Origin of the sequence: Erwinia rhapontici, from assembly GCF_020683125.1 — a bacterium.
Lineage (GTDB): Bacteria > Pseudomonadota > Gammaproteobacteria > Enterobacterales > Enterobacteriaceae > Erwinia > Erwinia rhapontici.
Genome location: NZ_CP085627.1, coordinates 4935481 through 4956694 on the forward strand (window position 1 = coordinate 4935481; position 21214 = coordinate 4956694).

Below are 21214 nucleotides of genomic sequence, written 5' to 3' on the forward strand. Positions count from 1 at the left end.
AGTGGAACCCCCTGTTCCACCCCACCATTTAGGGTTAAAGCTCATGATTATCGTCACTGGCGGCGCTGGAATGATTGGCAGCAACATCATCAAGGCACTGAATGATAAGGGTCACACCGATATTCTGGTGGTAGACAATCTGAAAGACGGCACCAAATTCGCCAACCTGGCCGATCTGAACATTGCCGACTATATGGACAAAGAAGACTTCTTGATCTCCATCCTGGCGGATGAAGATTTCGGTGATGTTGAAGCGGTATTCCATGAAGGCGCATGCTCTTCCACAACTGAGTGGGATGGCAAGTACATGATGGATAATAACTATCAATACTCCAAAGAGCTGCTGCACTGGTGTCTGGAACATCAGGTTCCCTTCCTGTACGCCTCTTCTGCTGCCACCTACGGCGGCCGTAATGCCGACTTTATTGAAGAACGCCAGTTCGAAGAGCCACTGAACGTTTACGGCTACTCCAAAATGCTGTTTGACCATTACGTGCGCGAGATCCTGCCTGAAGCACAGTCTCAGGTCTGTGGTTTCCGCTATTTCAACGTCTATGGCCCACGCGAAGGGCATAAAGGCAGCATGGCAAGCGTAGCTTTCCACCTCAACACCCAGTTGAACAACGGTGAAAACCCGAAACTGTTTGAGGGCAGCGACAACTTCAAGCGTGACTTCATTTATGTAGAAGACGTCGCCTCGGTTAACCTGTGGTTCTGGGAAAATGCCGTGTCCGGCATCTTTAACTGCGGTACTGGCCGTGCCGAATCATTCCAGGAAGTCGCTGATGCGGCGCTGAAATATCACAAAGACGGTGAAGTTGAGTACATCCCATTCCCGGAAAAACTAAAAGGTCGCTACCAGGCATTCACCCTGGCAGACCAGACCAAACTGCGTGCCGCCGGGTATGACAAGCCTTTCAAAACGGTGGCTGAAGGTGTGGCAGAGTATATGGCCTGGCTGAACCGTAAAGCGTAAGAGGCACTGTTCGGGAATGAAAATTCTGGTTATCGGCCCATCGTGGGTCGGCGATATGATGATGTCGCAAAGTCTCTATCGCAGCCTCAAAGCCGAGCACCCCGATGCCGTCATTGATGTGATGGCACCTGCATGGTGCCGTCCGTTATTGTCACGGATGCCGGAAGTGAATGAGGCGCTGGCGATGCCACTGGGCCACGGTGCTCTGGAGATAGCCGAACGCCGCCGCCTGGGAAAAATGCTGAAGGCAAGCGGCTATGACCGCGCCTTTGTGCTGCCTAACTCGTTTAAATCCGCTCTCGTTCCGTTTTTTGCCGCTATCCCACGCCGCACAGGCTGGCGCGGTGAGATGCGTTACGGGTTGCTGAACGATCTGCGTCGACTGGATAAAACCGCATTCCCACTGATGGTCCAGTGCTATGTGGCGCTGGCGTACGATAAAGCACGTATCCACCACGCCGACGATCTGCCACAGCCACTGTTATGGCCGCAGTTAGCGGTGCAGGAAGCGGAAAAACAGGCGACCGTCAGCGCCTTTGGTCTTGCTTCCGGGCGCCCAATGATTGGGTTCTGCCCTGGCGCGGAATTTGGCCCTGCTAAGCGCTGGCCACATTACCACTATGCTACCCTGGCACAACGCCTGATCGACAAGGGCTACCAGGTGGTCCTGTTTGGTTCCGCCAAAGACAATGAAACCGGGCAGCAGATTCTGGCGGCTCTGGCAGAAGATGCACGCCAGCACTGCCGTAACCTGGCCGGAGAAACCCAGCTGGAACAAGCCGTCATTTTGCTGGCGGCCTGTGATGCCGTGGTCAGTAACGATTCAGGCCTGATGCATATTGCTGCCGCTCTGGATCGCCCGCTGGTCGCCCTCTACGGGCCAAGCAGCCCGGACTTTACCCCGCCACTGTCCCGCAAAGCCCGCGTGATCCGTTTAATTACGGGTTACCATAAAGTTCGCAAAGGTGATGCCGATGAAGGTTACCACCAAAGCCTGATTGATATTACGCCAGAGCGGGTCATGACTGAGCTGGCAACGCTTTGCCCACGGCATGGAGTCTGAATGCGGGTTTTGATTATTAAAACATCCTCAATGGGGGATGTACTGCACGCATTACCTGCTCTGACTGATGCCATGCGCGCTATCCCTGAGATTCGCTTTGACTGGGTAGTGGAAGAGGGTTTTGCTCAGATCCCTTCCTGGCACCCGGCCGTGGATCGGGTATTACCGGTGGCCATCCGCCGCTGGCGCAAACACTGGTTTGGCAGCCAGGCGCGCGAAGAACGCGTGGTGTTTAAACGTGCACTTCAGTCGCGCGAATACGATGCGATCATTGATGCACAAGGGCTGATTAAGAGCGCAGCGCTGGTAACACGTCTGGCGAAAGGTGTTAAACATGGGCAGGACAGCCGCAGCGCGCGTGAGCCGTTTGCCAGTTGGTGGTATGACAAACGCCATGAAATCAGCAAACAGCAGCACGCCGTTCAGCGCACCCGCGAGCTGTTTGCGAAAAGCCTGGGGTATGCGCTCCCGACAACCATCGGCGATTACGCTATCGCCCAGCACTTTACTCAGGCACTCCCCGCCGATGCGAATCAGTATCTGGTGTTTTTGCACGCCACCACGCGCGACAATAAGCACTGGCCGGAAGCGCACTGGCGCGAACTGATCGAGTTAATGCAGCCTTCAGGTTTAACGATTAAATTACCCTGGGGTGCAGAGCATGAGCATCAGCGCGCGTTGCGGCTGGCAGAGGGCTTCGATTTTGTCGAGGTGCTGCCAAAGCTGACGCTGGAACAGGTCGCCCGCACGCTTGCCGGCGCTCGTGCCGTGGTGTCGGTGGATACCGGGTTAAGTCACTTAACTGCCGCGCTCGACCGTCCGAACATTACTCTTTACGGCCCGACCGATCCGGGGTTGATTGGCGGATATGGGAAGAATCAGCATCCTATCATTTCGGCTGAAAAAAATATGTCCACCGTTCAAGTAAATATTGTCTGGCATACCGTTCAACAGGTTATCTCATGAAGAAATTTCACATTATTAATCCGGGGAAAATGAGGGTATTGAACGCCTTATACAGTCCATTCAAACTTATTCTTTATGAGCCGTGCGCGCTCTTTACGCTTTTACGGTTATGATGAGTAATATTAAGGAAGCTATGGTGAAAAAGATTATCGTTTTTTGAAATGCCAAAAATATCAGGGATCGAAACAAGGCTATTTTCCGTCATCAGTATGGTGTTATAAACGTCAGTGAGATCGTGAGAAAATACTGGCGTCCCTTCTGGTAGTATCGATGGCTTAGTCCGACTGCATCACGATGATATGACGACATTCGCCTGCATGATTGAAAATCACTGTCGATAAATCACCCGCAGGTTAGGGCATGTTGATAGGAACTGATCATATGGAAAAAATGAAAACATTTATTATAAATCTCCCAAACTCAATTGACCGAAAAGCATTTATGCAGGAACAATGCCACAGTCTGGGACTGAATTTTGAGTTTTTCAATGCGGTAGCGGGTAAGGATTTTACCCGGGAAGAAGTGATTAAACACTCTCGTAAACTGACAGAAGTGAGAACACCAGGTGAGCTGGGGTGTGCACTGAGCCATATTGAACTTTATCGTAAAATTGTGACAGATAATATCCCTGTCGCCTTGATCCTTGAAGATGATGTTGTATTGAATGAAGATATTTCATCAGTACTTTCCAGCATTGAAAAAAATATCACTGGCCGTGAAATTATATTACTGAACCGGGCTAAACAATACCTGAATCGCGAGATTTACCGCTTCGAAAAAAACGCTGTTTATCCTGTAGCTGAGGCTGATTTGACGTGCAGTTATGTCATTACACAGGATGCAGCAGAAGCGCTATTAACGTTTCTATACCCCGTCTGGTTAGTCGCTGATCGATGGTCTTTGATTCGACAATACGGTGTGGCAAAAGTGAACTGTTTAATTCCTGAAGCCAGTTTTTTGAATGAACTTGCAGAAACAAGTACTATTTCACACAGAAACCAGGAAGATATTGTGCGTGATAATGAAATTGCGTGGCAGGAAATTAAGGCCCGACGCCCAATTAATGTAAAAATCAAAGATATATTATGGCGTTTTTTTTATCGTCACTATTACAAAGTCATTAAAAATGATAAAGTGAAGTAGACATTTTTATCTGCTATATAAGCAGTTAGGGGAGCCAGTGTTGAAGTTAAAGATGAAATTGTTTGGGTGGGTTGAAGCAGATTCCTCTGATTATCGGCTTGCTTATCAAACTTTAGGCGGTAATTTCTCAACGCATCCTGATGCGCTGGAATTTCAGCATAGACATGCTGATTTACAACCCCGATACTTTGTTTCCCGCCACCCGGATAATCATATTCAAGGTGCGATCTGTTTCTGGCGCGACAAAATAGTGGCTAATTCACTGCCCACGCGCAGCATGCTGAAAGAATCAGGTATTCCTGTTCCCAGTGATGAGTTACTTCTGCCCATTGAATGCCAGTTAATGCTGCCTGCTTATCTAAAAACGCTGTCAGCGTTGCATGCTCAGCAGGTGATTAACAGTTCAGTGAAAATGAATTCCGGACGTGAAATCTGTCTGGCTAAAGGGATGGGTGAAGGCGGATTTTCCCGCAAAGCTAAATATTCCAGAAAACGAGAATTAAATAAATTTCTGGAAGCCGGGGGAGAAGTCAGGCCTCACTGTGATTTTAATTCAAAAGAATTAATAGATATCTATTTTGAACTTTATCACATGCGAAGAGGGAAATATCCTCTTAACAGAGAATTGAATGTCTTATTTGTAGAAGGGCTTCGCAATAATATTTTTGGCAACATTCTTTTCTTTAAAGGAACACCCTGCGCATTTCAGCTTATTGTCATGGCAGAAAGTCCGAACTGGATAACATTTGACTATATAAATATTGGTGTCGACCAGCAATTTTCTGAGTACTCTCCCGGTTCCATCCTGAGTTGGATCAACATTAGTGAAGCATGGGATTTATGTCAGAAAAAAGGTAAGGTCATGCGCTATTCCTTTGGCAACCCGAGCTCATCTTATAAAGATCAGTGGTGCTACCGAGAATCGTTACGTCGTGTGTGGTCATTATAATTAATGATATCGGCTGCCTGATGGCAGCCGGTATCATTCAGCATATCAACATTCAATTATTTTTATAATATTTAATCACATTAATACTCAGAAGCACTCCGGTAACAAACATAAATTGTTCGAAGAAGTGATCGATTAGATTCCTGTCGACGACTGAACGGCTCAGGAAACCAATGGTAAATATTAATAAAAAGAGAGAGGATCCATCATTATTTTTTATATAAGACCGCCACGCCTGACGAATTATTATGATATTGAAAGCCAACCAGAGCAGAAGCCCAACAATACCATACTGCAGCGCCACTTCCAGCAAACCACTATGGCTTTGAGAGATAGTAATCTCATTGTTAGCATATTTAGTCCTGAGTAACTTGCCATAGATATCTTTACTGGCTCCGTTACCAAGCGGATGATCTTTTATTAACTCCAATGCCTGATGGATAAAAGCAGGGCGACAGGCGTTTGAATTATCAACGCTTGTCCCATTTTCTCTCTTTAGCGTGCTTGGGACAGCATGCGTGTCACTCAGCTCAAAACAGGATGAGTCTACCGGGGCATTCCAGCCAATTTTTACATCTTCGGCCATGGTGCGCCAGCGTGCATCATTTTTCCATGAGGCATATGAAATAGAACACACAACAGCCAATAATATCACAAGACCTAAAAGTAAATTATATTTATTCCTGTGGTTTATTTCTTTGGCTAATACCAGGAAAAACATAGAAACCATACCAGTGGCAAGACCCAGTGTGCCGAAACGCGTATTTGCCAGTATTGTCGATAATACCATTAAAGAAATCAACCCACCTAATACCCCGTTATTAAACGTGAGTACGGATTGAAATTTTAACACCCTTCTTAACGCTTCTGCGATAAGTATGACCGCGACCATATTGATCTGCATACTGAGTTCGGTACGGGTTCTGAAGAGTGCAGTTTGCCCAAATGCGATATTTCCGGTTTCATACCATATCCAAATAATATTTAACACATGTAACATTGGACTAACACAAAAACAGAGAACAATAATACTGATAAATTTTTCTGCTGTAAGGTTAGTAAATGCGTGTTTTAAGACAGGATAAATATAGAGGCCAAGGAAAAATAGCATTACAGGTCGTACCCACATGCCATTCCAGTTCTTAAACATAAGTTTTACATCAGGGGAAAACAATATTCCCGAAATTAAACCAATCAGCGTTATCGATAGTAATATTATCGAAATAGAGCGAATATAACTCTGCCATAAACGAGGATACACAGAGAGTTTAATAACCAGGAACAGAGTCATAACGCAAGAGGTGTAGAGTAAAAAATTACGATGAAAAGGGAGCAAGTTGTTAGGAATTGGCCAAACGATGGCCAGCATAATAACAAATGAAAACAGCATTGAAATAACAGCACGCACAGAAAAAATAAAAATAAAATATTTCTGCCCTGTAGTCTTTATGGAAAGCAAAATAACCCCTCTGAACATTCAGTTACTTGATTCTTATGCCCTATCTTCCCTGTAAATATCCAGATTTACCTAGTGATATGCCTGGTTTAGAGATATCCATATTCTGCTCACAAAAATCGTGTGTTATATTATTAACTCAAAAATCTTTCTGACGTCGTTTTCCCTGCGCATGCTCTTTTTTTTAAAAAAGCCACCTACATTTAGGTGGCTTTTCAAATTTAATCCCGTTAGAGAACGGCTTAACCCGGTATCTGGCTCTCATGAAGCAATGATACCAACACAGGGCTTCCAGTTTAGCCGCAGTCAGGCTGTCACTTCAAGAACTCTATGGGTACACTCTTATTTTTATCCATAAAAGGGAGAAAAAAAAGAAACAGAGCGTAACAATTTGATTCAAACAAGTTCAACCCTGAATCCGCCATTGGTGTGTGGTTGCACCGCAAAGGCTCATTACTTTCCGTCAGCCCCTTAGCAATCCTTCAGCACCAGCCATGTCAGCAGATACAAACTCGACAAGTAGTGATCCTCACTGCGACCTAACAAATCCATGATATAGCCTGTATCATCCTGCGTTAAATCACGTACCGCCAGTAAGCCACCCGTCGTATTGCACGGCATCTTATTATTACTCAGCACATCAATCCACACAGGTATCTGTAAACGTTGGAGGGTATCCGTTGCAACACAGCGGGATCATACTGGATGGCGATGAACCGCTTTATTATCGAATTCGTTGACTGCCTGAACGATCACCTTTAATAGGATCGCAGTGACACAAAATCACTAACAAGCTCTGATATCAACCCACTTTACTTTGATAATATTCGGACAACGTCATACCGATGGTACGAGATTGCAGCCAACTGAACAGGCTCTCCAGATCACGATATAATTGCTCTATACTTTCATCCGTCTGGAATGTTGGACTTCCCTTTGGCATAAACTCTGAAGAATGCAGCATAAACTCGACATAGTCATTGCCGTTCACCAATGCTTTTTCTGCCACGTTAATCATCTGATCAACATTGCCCCCCGCAGGCCGTAGCCAGTGAACAGAAGGGCTGCGCTTTTTACCACGCGCACTATCGTAGACTGATTTAAGTTGATTCATAAGAGGCGAATGTTTGTACTGAATGCTCATGGGAACTTCCAGCAAAGACGAAGCCCCTGCTTTTGAAATATCCTTTTCATCAATGAAATAGGCGCGCTCGGGAAAATGCTGGTAATTTGTTCCGCCATGACCTTTCGGATCACCGGGTGAGAACTGCCAGTTAACTTTGGGTGTTACAGAACAATCAACGACGTAACCATATTCAATCAGCAGTGCCGCATAGTACTCATTAAAAGCCCAACGCCCGGCACGGTGACTCAACATCTTCGTCTGAAACGTCTCTTCCAGCAGTTGCGTCATAAACGCAACTTTGCTGTGAATTTGCTCCGCAGGATACTCAATCAGATAGGGCTTATACCGCCAATCATCTCCGGTCAGGTCAGATAATGGCGGGCTATTCCAGGCATGTAAATGCATGCCAATCTCGCCGCTCTCACGCGCTATCACATCGCGAGCAAACGCAATATAGACGGGATCGATCGCCATTTCATAGTTGGTCAACCAGGTCGGTTTGAACGCATATTTTTCACACAACTGCTGGAAACGGGGCAAAAACCGAGCATTTTCGGTCGTAATACGATCATGATTCTGCCAAAGGTTATCGCCTTCAGTATCGATGGTGATGAGAAACGCGGGCTTACCCATTTTCCTTCCTGCAGTGAAAATTATCTGCCCGTTATGTTACGTAGCGAACGCCAATTGCGCAAAGTTATTCTCTCCGTGATGAGCTTACAGCCTGCGATACTAGCCACGTCCCGATGACTGCTTTAGAATCAGCGGTTGGCTTACTCAACAGCGATCTCGTATGAAACATCAGGACCTGCCACTTCCTCCACACCAAGCTGCCCGCATTCTGGTGATCAAGTTTCGTCATCATGGCGATATGCTATTAACCACTCCGGTTATCCACTCGTTGAAAGCGGCCTGGCCCAATGCCGAGATCGATGTATTACTGTATGAAGAAACGCGTGCCATGCTGGCTTATCACCCGGATATCAACAAAATTTATGCCATTGATCGCGCGTGGAAGAAACAGGGGATTCGCTTTCAGCTGCGACAGGAATGTCACCTGATCAAAAAAATCAGGAAACAGCGTTATGATATTGTCGTAAATCTTGCCGATCAGTGGATTAGCGCGGTGATTACCCGATTGACGAAGGCTCCTGTACGGCTGGGTTTTGATTTTCCCAAACGTCGTGGTGTTCTCTGGCAGTACTGCCATACTCAGTTAGTTCCGACAAACACACATCATAATTTGCATACCGTCGAACAAAATTTGTCACTGCTGGAGCCTCTTCAACTGCCTAATATCGACAGCACTGTCGGCATGTATTATGCAGATAGCGACCGCCAGTCTGTGCTACAGCGCCTCACTGGTGTGACTAAATATATTGTCGTACAGCCTACTTCACGATGGTTTTTCAAATGCTGGAGTGAGAGCAATATGGCAGCCGTCATTCAGGCACTCCAGGATGAAGGGCATACCATTGTCCTGACCTCCGGCCCCGATCGCAAAGAACTGGCGATGGTCGACACCATCCTTGGTAACCTCTCATCACGTGGCAATGTTTTTTCCCTGGCTGGCCAGCTGACACTGAATCAGTTGGCGGCCCTGATTGACTCGGCGGAACTGTTTATCGGTGTAGACTCGGTTCCCATGCATATGGCTGCCTCATTACAAACCCCATGTATCGCTCTCTTTGGTCCATCAAAACTGACGTCCTGGCGGCCATGGCAGGTGAACGGAGAGGTGATTTGGGCTGGGGATTATGTCCTGCTGCCAGAACCGGATGCTGTCGATACCAAAACAGAAGAGCGTTATCTGGATGCTATTCCAGTGGAAACCGTGCTAAGCAGCGCAAGGAGATTACTGGCATGACACCGATTCGGCTGGCGATTGTGCGCCAGAAATATCGTCCCGATGGGGGTGCTGAACGCTTTATCTCACGTGCACTGGAAGCGCTGGATAATCAGGCGATGGATCTCAACGTCATCACGCGTCAGTGGCAAGGTCAGCACCAGAATAACTGGAAAATTCATCTGTGCGATCCGTTTAAATGGGGACGCATCAGCCGCGAGCGCGGATTTGCCGACGCGGCAAGAACCCTCTGGCAACGTGAGAAATTTGATATCGTTCAAAGTCACGAACGTATTGCGGGTTGTGATATTTATCGTGCCGGAGATGGTGTTCACCAACGATGGCTGGAACAACGTTCACTCGTTCTGCCCACCTGGCAGCAAAAACTGCTCATGAGCAATCGCTATCATCGTTATGTGATGAAGGCTGAACGAGAGATGTATCAGGCTCAAGAACTCAAAGCCGTCATCTGTAATGCTCAGATGGTGAAAGATGAAATTATCGAGCGTTTTGGCGTTGCCAGCGACAAAATCCATGTCATTTATAACGCTATCAATACGACTCAATTTACTCCCGTCGATGACGCCGAGCGTCATGAACTTCGCACCCGGCTTGCTCTACCACTCAATGCCTGCGTACTGATCTACGTCGGTTCAGGTTTCGAACGAAAAGGGCTGGCTGCAGCTATCAAAGCCATTGCAGGGACTGACCGTTATCTTGTCGTTGTCGGTCAGGATAAAGCCGAGAAGCAGTATCGCGCATTAGCCAACAAACTGGGCTGCGCTGAACGGGTTATCTTCACGGGTATGCAAACGGACACGCGGCCATGGTATCAGGCATGCGATGGCCTGCTATTGCCGACTCTGTATGACCCTTTCCCCAATGTTGTTCTTGAAGCAATGGCATGTGGTTTACCCGTGATCACAACCACCAGCTGTGGCGGTAGCGAATTTATTAAAGAAGGGGAAAATGGCTATGTCTGCGATGCACTGGATATTACCTCCCTGCGAGATGCGGTGATGGCATTGCCTGACCAGGCCATCGGCAGTGAAATGGCAAGACAGGCGCGTGAACGCGTGATGGGTTCTTCTCCCCAGCATTTATCTCAACAGCTCATCTCTCTTTATCAAAAAATATTGGATTAACCGATGCGTATCTTAATGATTATCGATGGATTACCCGGTGGTGGTGCGGAGAAAGTTGTCCTGACACTGTGCGAAGGTATGCAACAGATGGGCCATCAGATCAGCCTGTTTTCATTGCGTGATGTTTGTCATTACACACTGCCTGACGGAATCGACTACCAGGTGATAGAGAACCATAGCAGCGCCCCCTGGCATAAAATGACCGAACTCAGCCGCCGAGCTACCGCACTCGACCAGGCAGTCGCCAACAGAGAAAAACAGAACGGATTTTATGATCTCATTTTCTCTCATTTGCATAAAACCGACCGCATTGTTGCCCGTTGCAAGCGTCTGGCCGCTGAAAAACTATGGTTTTGCATCCACGGTATTCTTTCAAACTCGTATCTTGGGCACCGCAGTGGGTTAGATCATTGGCTAAAAAAGCGCAAAACAGCCAAGGTGTATCAGCAGAAAAACATCGTTGCGGTTTCAAAAGCTGTTGCAGAAGATTTGACGCAAAATCTGCTGGTTTCTCCGCGATGTTTGGCAGTGATTAATAATCCTTTTGATATCAGCACAATACTTACTCAATCCGCTCAACCTTTTTTGCGCACAGAAGAACCTTATGTGGTCCACGTCGGACGTTTCCACCCCCATAAACGTCATGATCGTTTGCTGAAGGCGTTTGCGAAATCAGGAATACCCGCAAAATTAGTCCTGGCAGGAACGGGAGATGAGCAGCAAATCACGGCAGTTAAACAGCAGGCACAGGAACTTGGCATAGCTGACCGTGTTATTTTCGCTGGTTTTCAGGCCAACCCTTACCCATTAATCAAACATGCGAAAGTATTAGTGCTCAGTTCCGACAGCGAAGGCTTCGGCAATGTGCTTGTTGAAGCGTTACTCTGTGGGACGCCGGTTGTTAGTACTCGATGCCCCGGAGGGCCCGCCGAAATACTGGAAAGAGTAGGTATGAATGATGCGCTGTCAGGGTTAACAAGTGATTCACTGGCCACTAAACTGGCACAAATCTATCACTCGCCACCGAAAATCGATCATCAGCAATTAATGGGTTACGATTTGCAGCACATTTGTCAGCAATATCTTGCACTTAAAAAACTGCCTACCTGATGACTCGCGAGTAACGGTAATACTATGTCTGCGGTGCCGCTGCCCATTACATACTCAGGCAGCACTAATCCAACCCATAACGCAAAAATCTGCTGAAATCTGTAGCATTATTTAACTAATTGAAATTAAAATAAATTGAAATTTCTCAGACAAGCGACTCTGTCTATGCCGTCATTATCCCCTCTGCTTAGTGTCATTGTTCCGTTACATAATGCGGGAGTGTTATTTGATCCATTTATGGCCTCCTTGCTCAGGCAGACCTTCCAGGATCTGGAAATCATTATTGTTGATGATGGTTCAACAGATGGTTCAGGTGAGCGAGCAGATCAATATGCCAGTCAGGCAACCAATATCCAGGTTATCCATCAGGAAAACGGCGGCGTTTCGCGTGCACGCAATGCCGGGCTGCAAAGGGCTCGGGGGAAGTATGTCGCATTCCCTGATGCTGACGATATACTCGACCCGAAACTTTACGACACCCTGGTGATGCTGGCACTCGCTGATGATCTTGATGCCGTACAATGCAACGCCCTGCGCGCCAACTCACCTACGGATGCAGGCCAAGTACTATTGCCCCTAAACCGTTTGCGCTCAACCTGCGTCATGGATGGTTGCACATGGCTAAATCGGGCATTAAAAACCCGCCGCTATTTACATGTCGTTTGGCTGGGGATCTACCGAGCCTCCTTAATCAAGGAGGCCGGACTGCAATTTGTCCCCGGACTGCATCACCAGGATATTCCCTGGACCACTGAATTTATGCTGAACGCGCGCCGCGTGCGCTACACAGAACAAACACTCTATCGGTATCTTATCCATCAACAATCCATCAGCAATCGCCGTCGAACCGGTCGGGCTGATGTGATATACCAACGCCATTATTTGAAAATTTGCCATCTGCTGGAAAAAATTAATCAGCGCTATCAGGACAAAGTCAAAATTTATCGGCCTCTACATTGGCAGATAACCCGGGAAGCGCTAAGTGTTTGTCATGCCATCCGGCGTGAACCAAACCAGGCCGCAAAACAGGCCATGATTGCCGACATCTGGCGTACACAGACTCATCTCCGCATGCTACGCAATGCACGCGGTATTAAGCAGTGGTACCAACTGCTCCTGTGGCTGACTCGCCTGCTGCTATGGCGCAAAAACCTCCGTAAAAGTTAAGCCTGCTAACGACAGCAGGCTCCCTACAATGAAGTAGTGTGAGCAGGCCTCACTTATCTGCTAACATGCCGCATTGTTTCTCTTTTTTCGGCTATCCCTGGGCATATGTCTCTGTTCAACTGAAAACAATGTGATGATTACCATTTATACCGCCTTGCTGTATCTCATTCAGCCTCTCATCTGGCTGCGCCTCTGGCTACGTGGTCGAAAGGCTCCTGCCTACCGTAAACGCTGGGCTGAACGTTATGGATTTTGCACGGGGAAAGTGAAGCCAGAGGGTATTCTGCTGCACTCCGTATCGGTCGGTGAGACACTGGCGGCGATCCCTCTGGTTCGTGCGTTGCGCCATCGCTACCCCGACCTGCCGATTGTCGTCACCACCATGACCCCGACGGGATCGGAGCGCGCCAGTTCGGCATTTGGCAAAGATGTTCATCACGTTTACCTGCCCTACGACCTACCCGGCGCAATGAATCGCTTCTTCGATACCGTTCGTCCGCGACTGGTGATCATTATGGAAACCGAACTATGGCCCAATATGATCACTCAACTGCATGCCCGTAAAATCCCTCTGGTCATCGCCAATGCGCGCCTGTCTGAACGTTCAGCAAAGGGTTATGCAAAGATCGGCAAATTCATGAAACGCCTGCTGCAACGCATCACACTGATTGCCGCGCAGAATCAGGAAGATGGCGAGCGTTTTATCGGTCTGGGCGTCAAGCGCTCACAGCTTTCAGTTACCGGTAGCCTGAAATTTGATATTTCTGTCACACCTGAGTTGGCGGCACGTGCTATCACCTTGCGCCGTCAGTGGGCACCCCGTCGTCCGGTCTGGATTGCGACCAGTACCCATGAAGGCGAAGAGAGCATCATTCTGGAAGCACACCGTAAGCTACTGGAACGTTTCCCCAGCCTGCTGCTGATTTTGGTGCCACGCCATCCGGAACGTTTCGATACCGCACGCGCACTGACCCAAAAAGCCGGGTTCAGCTATACCTTACGCAGCAGCGGTGAAATCCCCTCTGGCAGTACTCAGGTCGTCATTGGCGATACGATGGGCGAACTGATGCTGTTGTACGGTATTGCCGACCTCGCCTTTGTCGGTGGCAGTCTGGTTGAGCGTGGTGGCCACAATCCGCTGGAACCGGCTGCGCATGCCATTCCGGTGTTGATGGGGCCACATATCTTTAACTTTAAAGATATCTGTGCACGCCTGCAGCAGGCCGATGGCATGATCACCGTGACCGATGCCGACTCGCTGGATAAAGAGATTGGTACCCTGCTGACGGATGAAGATTACCGCCTTTACTACGGCCGTCATGCCGTTGATGTGCTCCACCAGAATCAGGGTGCATTACAACGTCTGCTACATTTACTTGAACCTCATCTGCCACAGCGGAATCATTAAATGCGTTCACGCCAGACACTGTCGGTAGTGATTATTGCCAAAGATGCGGCAGACCTGCTGCCAGAATGTCTTGAGTCAATCAGTTGGGCAGATGAGATCATCCTGCTCGACTCAGGTAGCAGCGATGGTACCCCGGACATTGCGAGCCGCCATGGCGCAAAGGTCTTTCACTCTGAGGAGTGGCATGGATATGGTAAACAGCGCCAGCTGGCACAGAGCTATGCCAGCCATCCGATGATTTTGATGATCGACAGCGATGAGCGCGTCACTCCTGAACTAAAACAAACCATTGAAAAGGTGCTGGAACAGCCGCCATCTTCCACAGTGTACAGCATTGCACGGCGCAACCTGTTCCTGGGGCGTTTTATGCGTCACAGTGGTTGGTATCCTGACCGAGTCACCCGCCTGTACCCCCGTCAATATCAATACAACGATAACCAGGTACATGAATCGCTGGAAACGGCGCAAACGAAAGCCACACCGTTACGCGGCGATCTGCTGCATCTGACCTGTCGGGACTTCTCTGCATTCCAGTGGAAACAATTCGCCTATGCGGAAGCCTGGGCGAAACAACGCCATCAGCAAGGCAAACGCTGCGGTATCGCGGCTATTTTTGGCCATACCATCGGCGCTTTTCTGAAGACACTGGTACTGCGTGCGGGTTTTCTTGATGGTAAACAGGGCTGGCTGCTGGCCGTGGTCAATGCACAATATACTTTCAATAAATACACGGCCCTCTGGGCTCTTAATCACGCATCCAGGAACGGCAGACTATGAGCACCAAAGCCATTTACCCCGGTACCTTTGATCCAATGACCAACGGGCACCTCGATATCGTGACCCGCGCCGCGCTGATGTTTGATCACATCATACTGGCGGTGGCGGCAAGCCCGAGTAAGAAGCCTATGTTCTCACTGGAGGAACGCGTCGCGCTGGCAAGCGAAGTGGTGGCACATCTGCCGAATGTTGAAGTGGTGGGATTCAGTGACTTGATGGCTAACTTTGCCAAAGCGCAGCAGGCCAATGTGCTGGTACGTGGCCTGCGGGCGGTGTCTGATTTTGAATACGAACTGCAACTGGCGCATATGAACCGTCACCTGATGCCCACGCTGGAAAGCGTATTTTTGATGCCTTCCGAAGCCTGGTCCTTTATCTCTTCATCCCTGATGAAAGAGGTGGCGCGCCACGGAGGGGAAGTCCAGGCGTTCCTGCCTGCCACGGTGTATGAGGCACTGAAAGCGAAACTCTGAGCAAGAGCGGCTTACTGCTGGCAGTGACGGCAGAAAAAGGTGCTGCGCTGCCCGTGCTTACTGCTCTCGATTGGCATGCCGCACTGTCGGCAAGGTTCACCCGCACGGCCATAAACCTGCAGTTCCTGCGCAAAATACCCGGGCTTACCGTCACTTTGTAGAAAGTCGCGTAAGGTAGTACCACCTTGCTCAATAGAACGCAGCAGGACCGCTTTGATGGTGGCAACCAGCAGCCCGGTGTCGGCTTCAGTTAAGTCCATTGCAGGACGATCGGGTAAGATCCCCGCCACAAACAGCGATTCACTTGCGTAGATATTTCCCACGCCCACCACCACTTTGTTATCCATCAACCAGGGTTTGACCGCTGTACGCTTACCCCGTGATTTTTCAAACAGATATGCGGCTGAAAAATCCTCGCTAAGCGGCTCTGGCCCCAGATGCGACAGCACAGAGCTGGCGGAAAGGTCAGGACACCACAACCAGGCACCAAAGCGGCGTGGATCGGTATAACGCAGAACCTTACCGTTGCTCATGACAAGATCAACATGATCGTGCTTTGCCGCAGGCAGGTCTTCCGGCAATACGCGCAGGCTGCCCGACATTCCAAGATGCACAATGATCCAGCCTGTTGGCAGTTCCAGCAGCAGATATTTAGCACGGCGCTGGACGCTCAGAACGGGCTGGTCACTCAGAGCATGGATTTCTTGCGAAACAGGCCAGCGAAGGCGTGCATTACGCACCACTGCATGCAGAATCGTTGCTCCAACAAGATGTGGCTCGATCCCGCGTCGACTGGTTTCGACCTCTGGTAACTCTGGCATTGCCTCGCCTCCGTAGCGCCTGGCCTATTTTTCACACTGCAGCGTACTATACAGAAAACCCCAGAAACAAAAAAACCCGGCCGGGGCCGGGTTTTTCATCCACTGAGATTAATTACTTAATCTTAGCTTCTTTATAGATCACGTGCTGGCGGACAACTGGATCGAATTTCTTCAGTTCCAATTTTTCCGGCTTAGTACGTTTGTTCTTCGTGGTGGTATAGAAGTGACCTGTACCAGCAGAAGAAACCAGCTTGATCTTCTCACGAATACCTTTAGCCATGTTTCAGTTCCTTACCTTAGTACTTCTCACCGCGGGCACGGAGATCGGCCAAGACCGTATCAATACCCTTTTTATCAATTACGCGCATGCCATTGGCAGATACGCGCAGTGTAACGAAGCGCTTTTCGCTCTCAATCCAAAAACGATGAGAGTGCAGGTTCGGCAGGAAACGGCGTTTCGTCGCGTTCATTGCGTGGGAACGGTTGTTACCCGTTACCGGACGCTTGCCAGTTACTTGGCAGACTCGTGACATGTCTATTCTCCAAAAATCAAATCAGCTCGAGCTTTAAAAATAAGGTTCTGGCCGCCTCGTCAGGCTTATAGCCCATCCAGGCGAGTTCTATGTGAACCCGCTGAGTAGGCTCAAACGCCAAACCCGAGATTCTCAAAGGTGGCGTAGTATACGCCCTGAAGCGCGACCGCTCAAGTCCCGAACAGATAAAGATCCCTAAGGATCGCGTACATTTGTCTTTTTTGTACAGGAAGCATCCGGTTTATGCACTGTAATTCCTGAACTAAATCGTAAAACGGTTAAATAACAGCCCACTCATTATAGCCATCCCCGCTCAGCAAAAGACACATACTCACCTCGCCCGATCACCATATGGTCAAGTACCCGGATATTCATCAGGGTACAGGCACGCACAATTTGCTGCGTTATATCACGATCGGCGCGGCTGGGTTCTGCCAGCCCGGATGGGTGATTATGCGCCAGAATGACCGCCGCTGCATTGCGTTTTAGCGCTTCGCGTATAATCTCACGGGGGTGCACTTCAACGCTGTTGAGCGTGCCACTGAACATTTCACTGGTATGAATGACCCGATGCTGATTATCAAAAAAGACCACCTGGAAAATCTCCCTTTCCCGGTGCGCCAGTGAGCTGTTAAGAAAATCCAGCATCTGTTCAGCACTGCTGACAACACGGTTTTCCAATGCCTGCTGGCAGGTAAAGCAGCGCCGGGCGAGTTCGGCCACCGCATTGAGTTGCGCATATTTTGCCATGCCGATACCGTGAATCGCCTGAAAATCTTCGGCGGGTGCCGTCATCAATTGGTGTAACGAGCCAAATACGTCAAGCAACCGCTGCGCCAGCGTCATCACGTGGACCCCACGCGTTCCGATGCGCAGGAAAATAGCCAGCAGTTCAACATCACTTAGCGTTTGTGCGCCACATTTCAACAATTTTTCACGCGGGGGTAACCCCATCCAGTTCTCATCCATCTGCCGTTTCTCCTTCCTGAAGATAAAAAAGCATGGCATTATATACAGTAGTATCCTATTGCGATGTGCTGACTTTACGCGCCAGCTCGCAAAAAATGTGTGGTGCTAACCCGCCCGCCGGAGTGTGATAAAATAATCAGATTACGGCGCGAGAGCACCGGGCAGGCTAAACAGAAGGCGAACAGCAACATGATGGGATTAACCGGAAAACGTATTGTTCTTGGCGTCAGTGGGGGTATCGCTGCCTATAAAACCCCTGAACTGGTACGCAGGTTACGCGACCGTGGCGCAGAAGTACGTGTCGTCATGACTCACGCAGCGAAAGCCTTTATCACCCCACTCAGTTTGCAGGCTGTATCTGGCTATCCGGTTTCCGACGATTTACTCGACCCGGCTGCTGAGGCCGCTATGGGTCATATTGAATTGGGGAAATGGGCAGATCTGGTCATCCTTGCCCCTGCAACTGCGGACCTGATCGCTCGTGTTGCCGCGGGTATGGCGAACGACCTGGTGACGACCCTTTGCCTCGCAACGGCAGCACCGGTGGCAATTGTCCCGGCAATGAACCAGCAGATGTACCGCGCACTGCCTACCCAGCATAATGTACAACTGCTGGCACAACGCGGAGTGCTGGTTTGGGGCCCTGACAGCGGCAGCCAGGCCTGTGGCGATATCGGCCCAGGGCGTATGCTCGACCCGCTGGCAATTGTTGACCTGGCGATAAACTGGGCTGCTCCCGTCAACGATCTGCAACATCTCAATATTATGATCACCGCCGGCCCGACCCGGGAAGCACTCGATCCGGTGCGTTTTATCAGCAATCACAGCTCAGGAAAGATGGGGTTTGCTATTGCGGCGGCGGCGGCGCAACGCGGTGCCAGCGTCACGCTGGTGGCGGGCCCGGTTACGTTGCCGACACCGGCAGGCGTTAATCGTATTGATGTCACTTCGGCGCTGGACATGCAGCAGGCAGTGATGGCGCAGGCAGCCGCTCAACAGATCTTTATTGGTTGTGCGGCAGTAGCCGACTACAGGGCGGCGGCAGTGGCGGAAGAAAAAATCAAAAAACAGGGCGAAGAAATCACCCTGCGAATGATAAAAAATCCCGATATTGTGGCAGGTGTTGCAGCGATGCCGCACGACAGACCGTATGTTGTAGGATTTGCCGCTGAAACCCAGAATGTGGAAGAATACGCACAACAAAAACGGACGCGCAAGAATCTGGACTTGATCTGCGCCAATGATGTAGCCAAAACCGGGCAGGGTTTCAACAGTGATACCAATGCTCTTCACCTTTTTTGGCAGGAGGGAGATAAAGCCTTACCGCTCTGCGATAAGACACTCCTTGGCCAACAGCTATTAGACGAGATTGTCAGCCTTTATGATGAAAAAAATCGACGTTAAGATTCTTGATGCGCGAGTCGGCACCGACTTCCCCCTGCCAACCTACGCCACGTCAGGTTCTGCCGGGCTTGATTTGCGTGCCTGCCTGGATGAAGCCTTTGTGCTTGAGCCTGGTGTAACAACGCTGGTGCCAACGGGTTTAGCGATTCATATTGCTGACCCACAGCTGGCTGCCGTGATCCTGCCGCGTTCCGGGCTGGGGCATAAGCATGGCGTCGTTCTGGGTAACCTGGTCGGTTTGATCGATTCCGATTATCAGGGTCAACTGATGGTTTCCGTCTGGAACCGTGGGCAAGACTCCTTTACTATCGAACCCGGCGAACGTATTGCGCAGATGGTTTTCGTGCCTGTCGTCCAGGCCGAGTTCAATCTGGTCAACGACTTTGACACCAGCGTGCGTGGTGAAGGTGGTTTCGGCCATTCTGGTCGCCAGTAATTCTCCACGGGCCGCACAACGATAATCTGAATTGACTCGCCGTGACCACGCGTTCACGGACGTTGTGTGGGCCTTTGCCCGTTTTATGGTGATGTTTTCAGGGGTCTTTTAAGACATGGTAGAAAAGAAGAGTGCGAAAAGGAATCGCCGCGAAGAAATTCTACAGGCGCTGGCGCAAATGCTGGAGTCTGGTGATGGCAGCCAGCGCATCACCACCGCCAAACTGGCGGCGAATGTAGGGGTTTCTGAAGCAGCGCTTTACCGGCATTTTCCCAGCAAAACCAAGATGTTTGACAGCCTGATCGAATTTATTGAAGACAGCCTGATTACGCGCATCAATCTGATTCTGAAAGATGAAAAAGAGACGCTTCCGCGCCTACGTATGATCACTCAGTTAATTCTGGGCTTTGGTGAGCGTAATCCGGGTTTAACGCGCATTCTGACCGGCCATGCGCTGATGTTCGAACAGGATCGCTTACAGGGGCGTATAAACCAGCTTTTTGAACGTATTGAGGTGCAGCTGCGCCAGGTGATGCGTGAGAAGAAAATGCGTGAAGGTGAAGGGTTTATTACCGATGAAACGCTGCTGGCCAGCCAGCTACTGGCATTTTGCGAGGGATTGCTGTCACGGTTTGTTCGTTCCGAATTCCGCTATCGCCCTACCGTCGACTTCGACGTACGCTGGCCACTACTGGCCGCACAACTCGTGTAATGTTGCGGGTCGACCAGAAAGAGGGTCGGCCCGCACAACGACATCCTGTCAGATACCAAACTCGCTGCGATAAGCACGTACAGCAATCAGATGATCGGCCATTTCTGGCTGTTCTTCCAAGTAAGCAATCAGTTCTTTTAGCGTGATGATCGAAATCACCTGACATCCATAATCACGTTCCACTTCCTGAATCGCTGAGATTTCGCCACGTCCGCGTTCCTGACGGTCGAGGGAAATCAATACGCCAGCCAGCGTCGCCTGATGCGCCGCGATAATTTCCATCGATTCGCGAATAGCCGTGCCTGCAGTGATCACATCATCCACCAGCATGATTTTACCCTGCAACGGGCTGCCCACCAGCGTGCCACCTTCGCCATGGGTTTTGGCTTCTTTGCGGTTAAAACAGTAAGGAACGTCACGGTCGTGATGATCGGCCAGAGCTACCACCGTCGTGGTCGCAATGGGGATGCCTTTATAGGCTGGGCCAAAGACCAGATCGAAATCGATACCCGAATCCACCAGTGCCTGGGCATAGAAACGGCCCAGCAGGGCAAGATCACGCCCGGTATTGAACAGACCGGCGTTAAAGAAATAAGGGCTTTTGCGCCCTGATTTCAGCGTGAACTCACCAAACTTCAGCACCTGCTTGTTGATGGCGAATTCGATAAATTGGCGCTGCCAGGCTTTCATGTCGTTTTCCTCAAATAGGGGGCATAAAAAAGGCGACTTCATCG

23 protein-coding genes are annotated in these 21214 nt (G+C 49.6%); 15 read left to right on the forward strand and 8 right to left on the reverse strand.

Annotated features, from left to right (window positions below):
• Window positions 1-43: 43 nt before the first annotated feature.
• The 5 genes from rfaD (at window position 44) to LJN55_RS22840 (ending at window position 5097) form a co-directional block, all read left to right on the forward strand.
• Window positions 44-976 (forward strand): ADP-glyceromanno-heptose 6-epimerase, encoded by a 933-nt coding sequence (gene rfaD / locus LJN55_RS22820; RefSeq protein WP_133846432.1) that lies wholly within the window; start codon window positions 44-46, stop codon window positions 974-976.
• Window positions 977-992: 16 nt separating this feature from the next.
• Window positions 993-2039 (forward strand): ADP-heptose--LPS heptosyltransferase RfaF, encoded by a 1047-nt coding sequence (gene rfaF, locus LJN55_RS22825; protein ID WP_227535384.1) that lies wholly within the window; start codon window positions 993-995, stop codon window positions 2037-2039.
• On the forward strand, window positions 2040-3005 hold the full coding sequence (gene rfaC / locus LJN55_RS22830) for a lipopolysaccharide heptosyltransferase RfaC (protein ID WP_227535385.1): 966 nt from the start codon (window positions 2040-2042) through the stop codon (window positions 3003-3005). It begins immediately after the preceding gene.
• Between the two features lie 381 nt (window positions 3006-3386).
• A complete protein-coding gene (locus tag LJN55_RS22835; RefSeq protein WP_227535386.1) occupies window positions 3387-4148 on the forward strand; it encodes a glycosyltransferase family 25 protein in 762 nt (253 codons plus the stop codon).
• A gap of 37 nt (window positions 4149-4185) precedes the next feature.
• On the forward strand, window positions 4186-5097 hold the full coding sequence (locus LJN55_RS22840; RefSeq protein WP_227535387.1) for a GNAT family N-acetyltransferase: 912 nt from the start codon (window positions 4186-4188) through the stop codon (window positions 5095-5097).
• 52 nt (window positions 5098-5149) lie between these two features.
• On the opposite strand, the gene LJN55_RS22845 is transcribed toward LJN55_RS22840, so the two are convergent.
• The 3 genes from LJN55_RS22845 to LJN55_RS22855 all read right to left on the reverse strand — a co-directional run bounded on the left by LJN55_RS22845 (window position 5150) and on the right by LJN55_RS22855 (window position 8312).
• Window positions 5150-6556 (reverse strand): O-antigen ligase family protein, encoded by a 1407-nt coding sequence (locus tag LJN55_RS22845; RefSeq protein ID WP_227535388.1) that lies wholly within the window; start codon window positions 6554-6556, stop codon window positions 5150-5152.
• 468 nt (window positions 6557-7024) lie between these two features.
• Window positions 7025-7192, reverse strand: coding sequence for a hypothetical protein (locus tag LJN55_RS22850; RefSeq protein WP_265105987.1), 168 nt, complete (start codon window positions 7190-7192; stop codon window positions 7025-7027).
• Between the two features lie 163 nt (window positions 7193-7355).
• Entirely contained in the window at window positions 7356-8312 is a 957-nt protein-coding gene (locus LJN55_RS22855; RefSeq protein WP_227535389.1) for a polysaccharide deacetylase family protein, read from the reverse strand.
• Window positions 8313-8472: 160 nt separating this feature from the next.
• On the opposite strand from LJN55_RS22855, the gene rfaQ reads away from it, so the two are divergent.
• The 7 genes from rfaQ (at window position 8473) to coaD (ending at window position 15605) form a co-directional block, all read left to right on the forward strand.
• Window positions 8473-9546: a putative lipopolysaccharide heptosyltransferase III gene (gene rfaQ, locus LJN55_RS22860; RefSeq protein WP_227535390.1), complete on the forward strand. Its 1074-nt coding sequence runs from the start codon at window positions 8473-8475 to the stop codon at window positions 9544-9546.
• Window positions 9543-10670, forward strand: coding sequence for a glycosyltransferase family 4 protein (locus LJN55_RS22865; protein WP_227535391.1), 1128 nt, complete (start codon window positions 9543-9545; stop codon window positions 10668-10670). Before rfaQ ends, LJN55_RS22865 begins: the two co-directional genes overlap by 4 nt.
• Before the next feature lie 3 nt (window positions 10671-10673).
• A complete protein-coding gene (locus LJN55_RS22870) occupies window positions 10674-11780 on the forward strand; it encodes a glycosyltransferase (RefSeq protein WP_227535392.1) in 1107 nt (368 codons plus the stop codon).
• A 165-nt stretch (window positions 11781-11945) separates the two neighbouring features.
• Complete coding sequence (locus tag LJN55_RS22875; RefSeq protein ID WP_227535394.1) at window positions 11946-12947, forward strand: glycosyltransferase; 1002 nt, start codon at window positions 11946-11948, stop codon at window positions 12945-12947.
• A 133-nt stretch (window positions 12948-13080) separates the two neighbouring features.
• A complete protein-coding gene (gene waaA / locus LJN55_RS22880) occupies window positions 13081-14355 on the forward strand; it encodes a lipid IV(A) 3-deoxy-D-manno-octulosonic acid transferase (RefSeq protein WP_133846492.1) in 1275 nt (424 codons plus the stop codon).
• A complete protein-coding gene (locus LJN55_RS22885) occupies window positions 14356-15132 on the forward strand; it encodes a glycosyltransferase family 2 protein (protein WP_133846444.1) in 777 nt (258 codons plus the stop codon). It begins immediately after the preceding gene.
• The gene (coaD, locus tag LJN55_RS22890; RefSeq protein WP_227535395.1) at window positions 15129-15605 is read left to right on the forward strand and encodes a pantetheine-phosphate adenylyltransferase; all 477 of its coding nucleotides are present in this window, start codon (window positions 15129-15131) and stop codon (window positions 15603-15605) included. The genes LJN55_RS22885 and coaD overlap by 4 nt, the downstream gene beginning before the upstream one ends.
• An 11-nt stretch (window positions 15606-15616) precedes the next feature.
• Here the strand turns inward: coaD and mutM are convergent, their stop codons facing one another.
• The 4 genes from mutM to radC all read right to left on the reverse strand — a co-directional run bounded on the left by mutM (window position 15617) and on the right by radC (window position 17928).
• Window positions 15617-16426, reverse strand: a complete 810-nt coding sequence (gene mutM, locus LJN55_RS22895) for a bifunctional DNA-formamidopyrimidine glycosylase/DNA-(apurinic or apyrimidinic site) lyase (protein ID WP_227535397.1) — start codon at window positions 16424-16426, stop codon at window positions 15617-15619.
• 112 nt (window positions 16427-16538) lie between these two features.
• Window positions 16539-16706, reverse strand: a complete 168-nt coding sequence (gene rpmG, locus LJN55_RS22900; RefSeq protein WP_001051798.1) for a 50S ribosomal protein L33 — start codon at window positions 16704-16706, stop codon at window positions 16539-16541.
• Window positions 16707-16722: 16 nt separating this feature from the next.
• Window positions 16723-16959, reverse strand: coding sequence for a 50S ribosomal protein L28 (gene rpmB, locus LJN55_RS22905; RefSeq protein WP_062746922.1), 237 nt, complete (start codon window positions 16957-16959; stop codon window positions 16723-16725).
• Window positions 16960-17256: 297 nt separating this feature from the next.
• Window positions 17257-17928: a RadC family protein gene (gene radC, locus LJN55_RS22910; protein ID WP_133846447.1), complete on the reverse strand. Its 672-nt coding sequence runs from the start codon at window positions 17926-17928 to the stop codon at window positions 17257-17259.
• 189 nt (window positions 17929-18117) lie between these two features.
• On the opposite strand from radC, the gene coaBC reads away from it, so the two are divergent.
• From coaBC to slmA, 3 genes are all read left to right on the forward strand, one after another.
• Window positions 18118-19332, forward strand: a complete 1215-nt coding sequence (coaBC, locus tag LJN55_RS22915) for a bifunctional phosphopantothenoylcysteine decarboxylase/phosphopantothenate--cysteine ligase CoaBC (protein ID WP_133846448.1) — start codon at window positions 18118-18120, stop codon at window positions 19330-19332.
• Entirely contained in the window at window positions 19310-19768 is a 459-nt protein-coding gene (gene dut, locus LJN55_RS22920) for a dUTP diphosphatase (protein WP_133846449.1), read from the forward strand. The genes coaBC and dut overlap by 23 nt, the downstream gene beginning before the upstream one ends.
• 115 nt (window positions 19769-19883) lie before the next feature.
• Window positions 19884-20480 (forward strand): nucleoid occlusion factor SlmA, encoded by a 597-nt coding sequence (slmA, locus tag LJN55_RS22925; RefSeq protein ID WP_133846450.1) that lies wholly within the window; start codon window positions 19884-19886, stop codon window positions 20478-20480.
• 48 nt (window positions 20481-20528) lie between these two features.
• Here slmA and pyrE read toward each other — a convergent pair whose 3' ends face one another.
• Window positions 20529-21170 carry an orotate phosphoribosyltransferase gene (gene pyrE / locus LJN55_RS22930; protein WP_133846451.1) on the reverse strand — a complete coding sequence of 214 codons (642 nt, stop codon included), beginning with the start codon at window positions 21168-21170 and terminating at the stop codon, window positions 20529-20531.
• Between the last annotated feature and the right edge of the window lie 44 nt (window positions 21171-21214).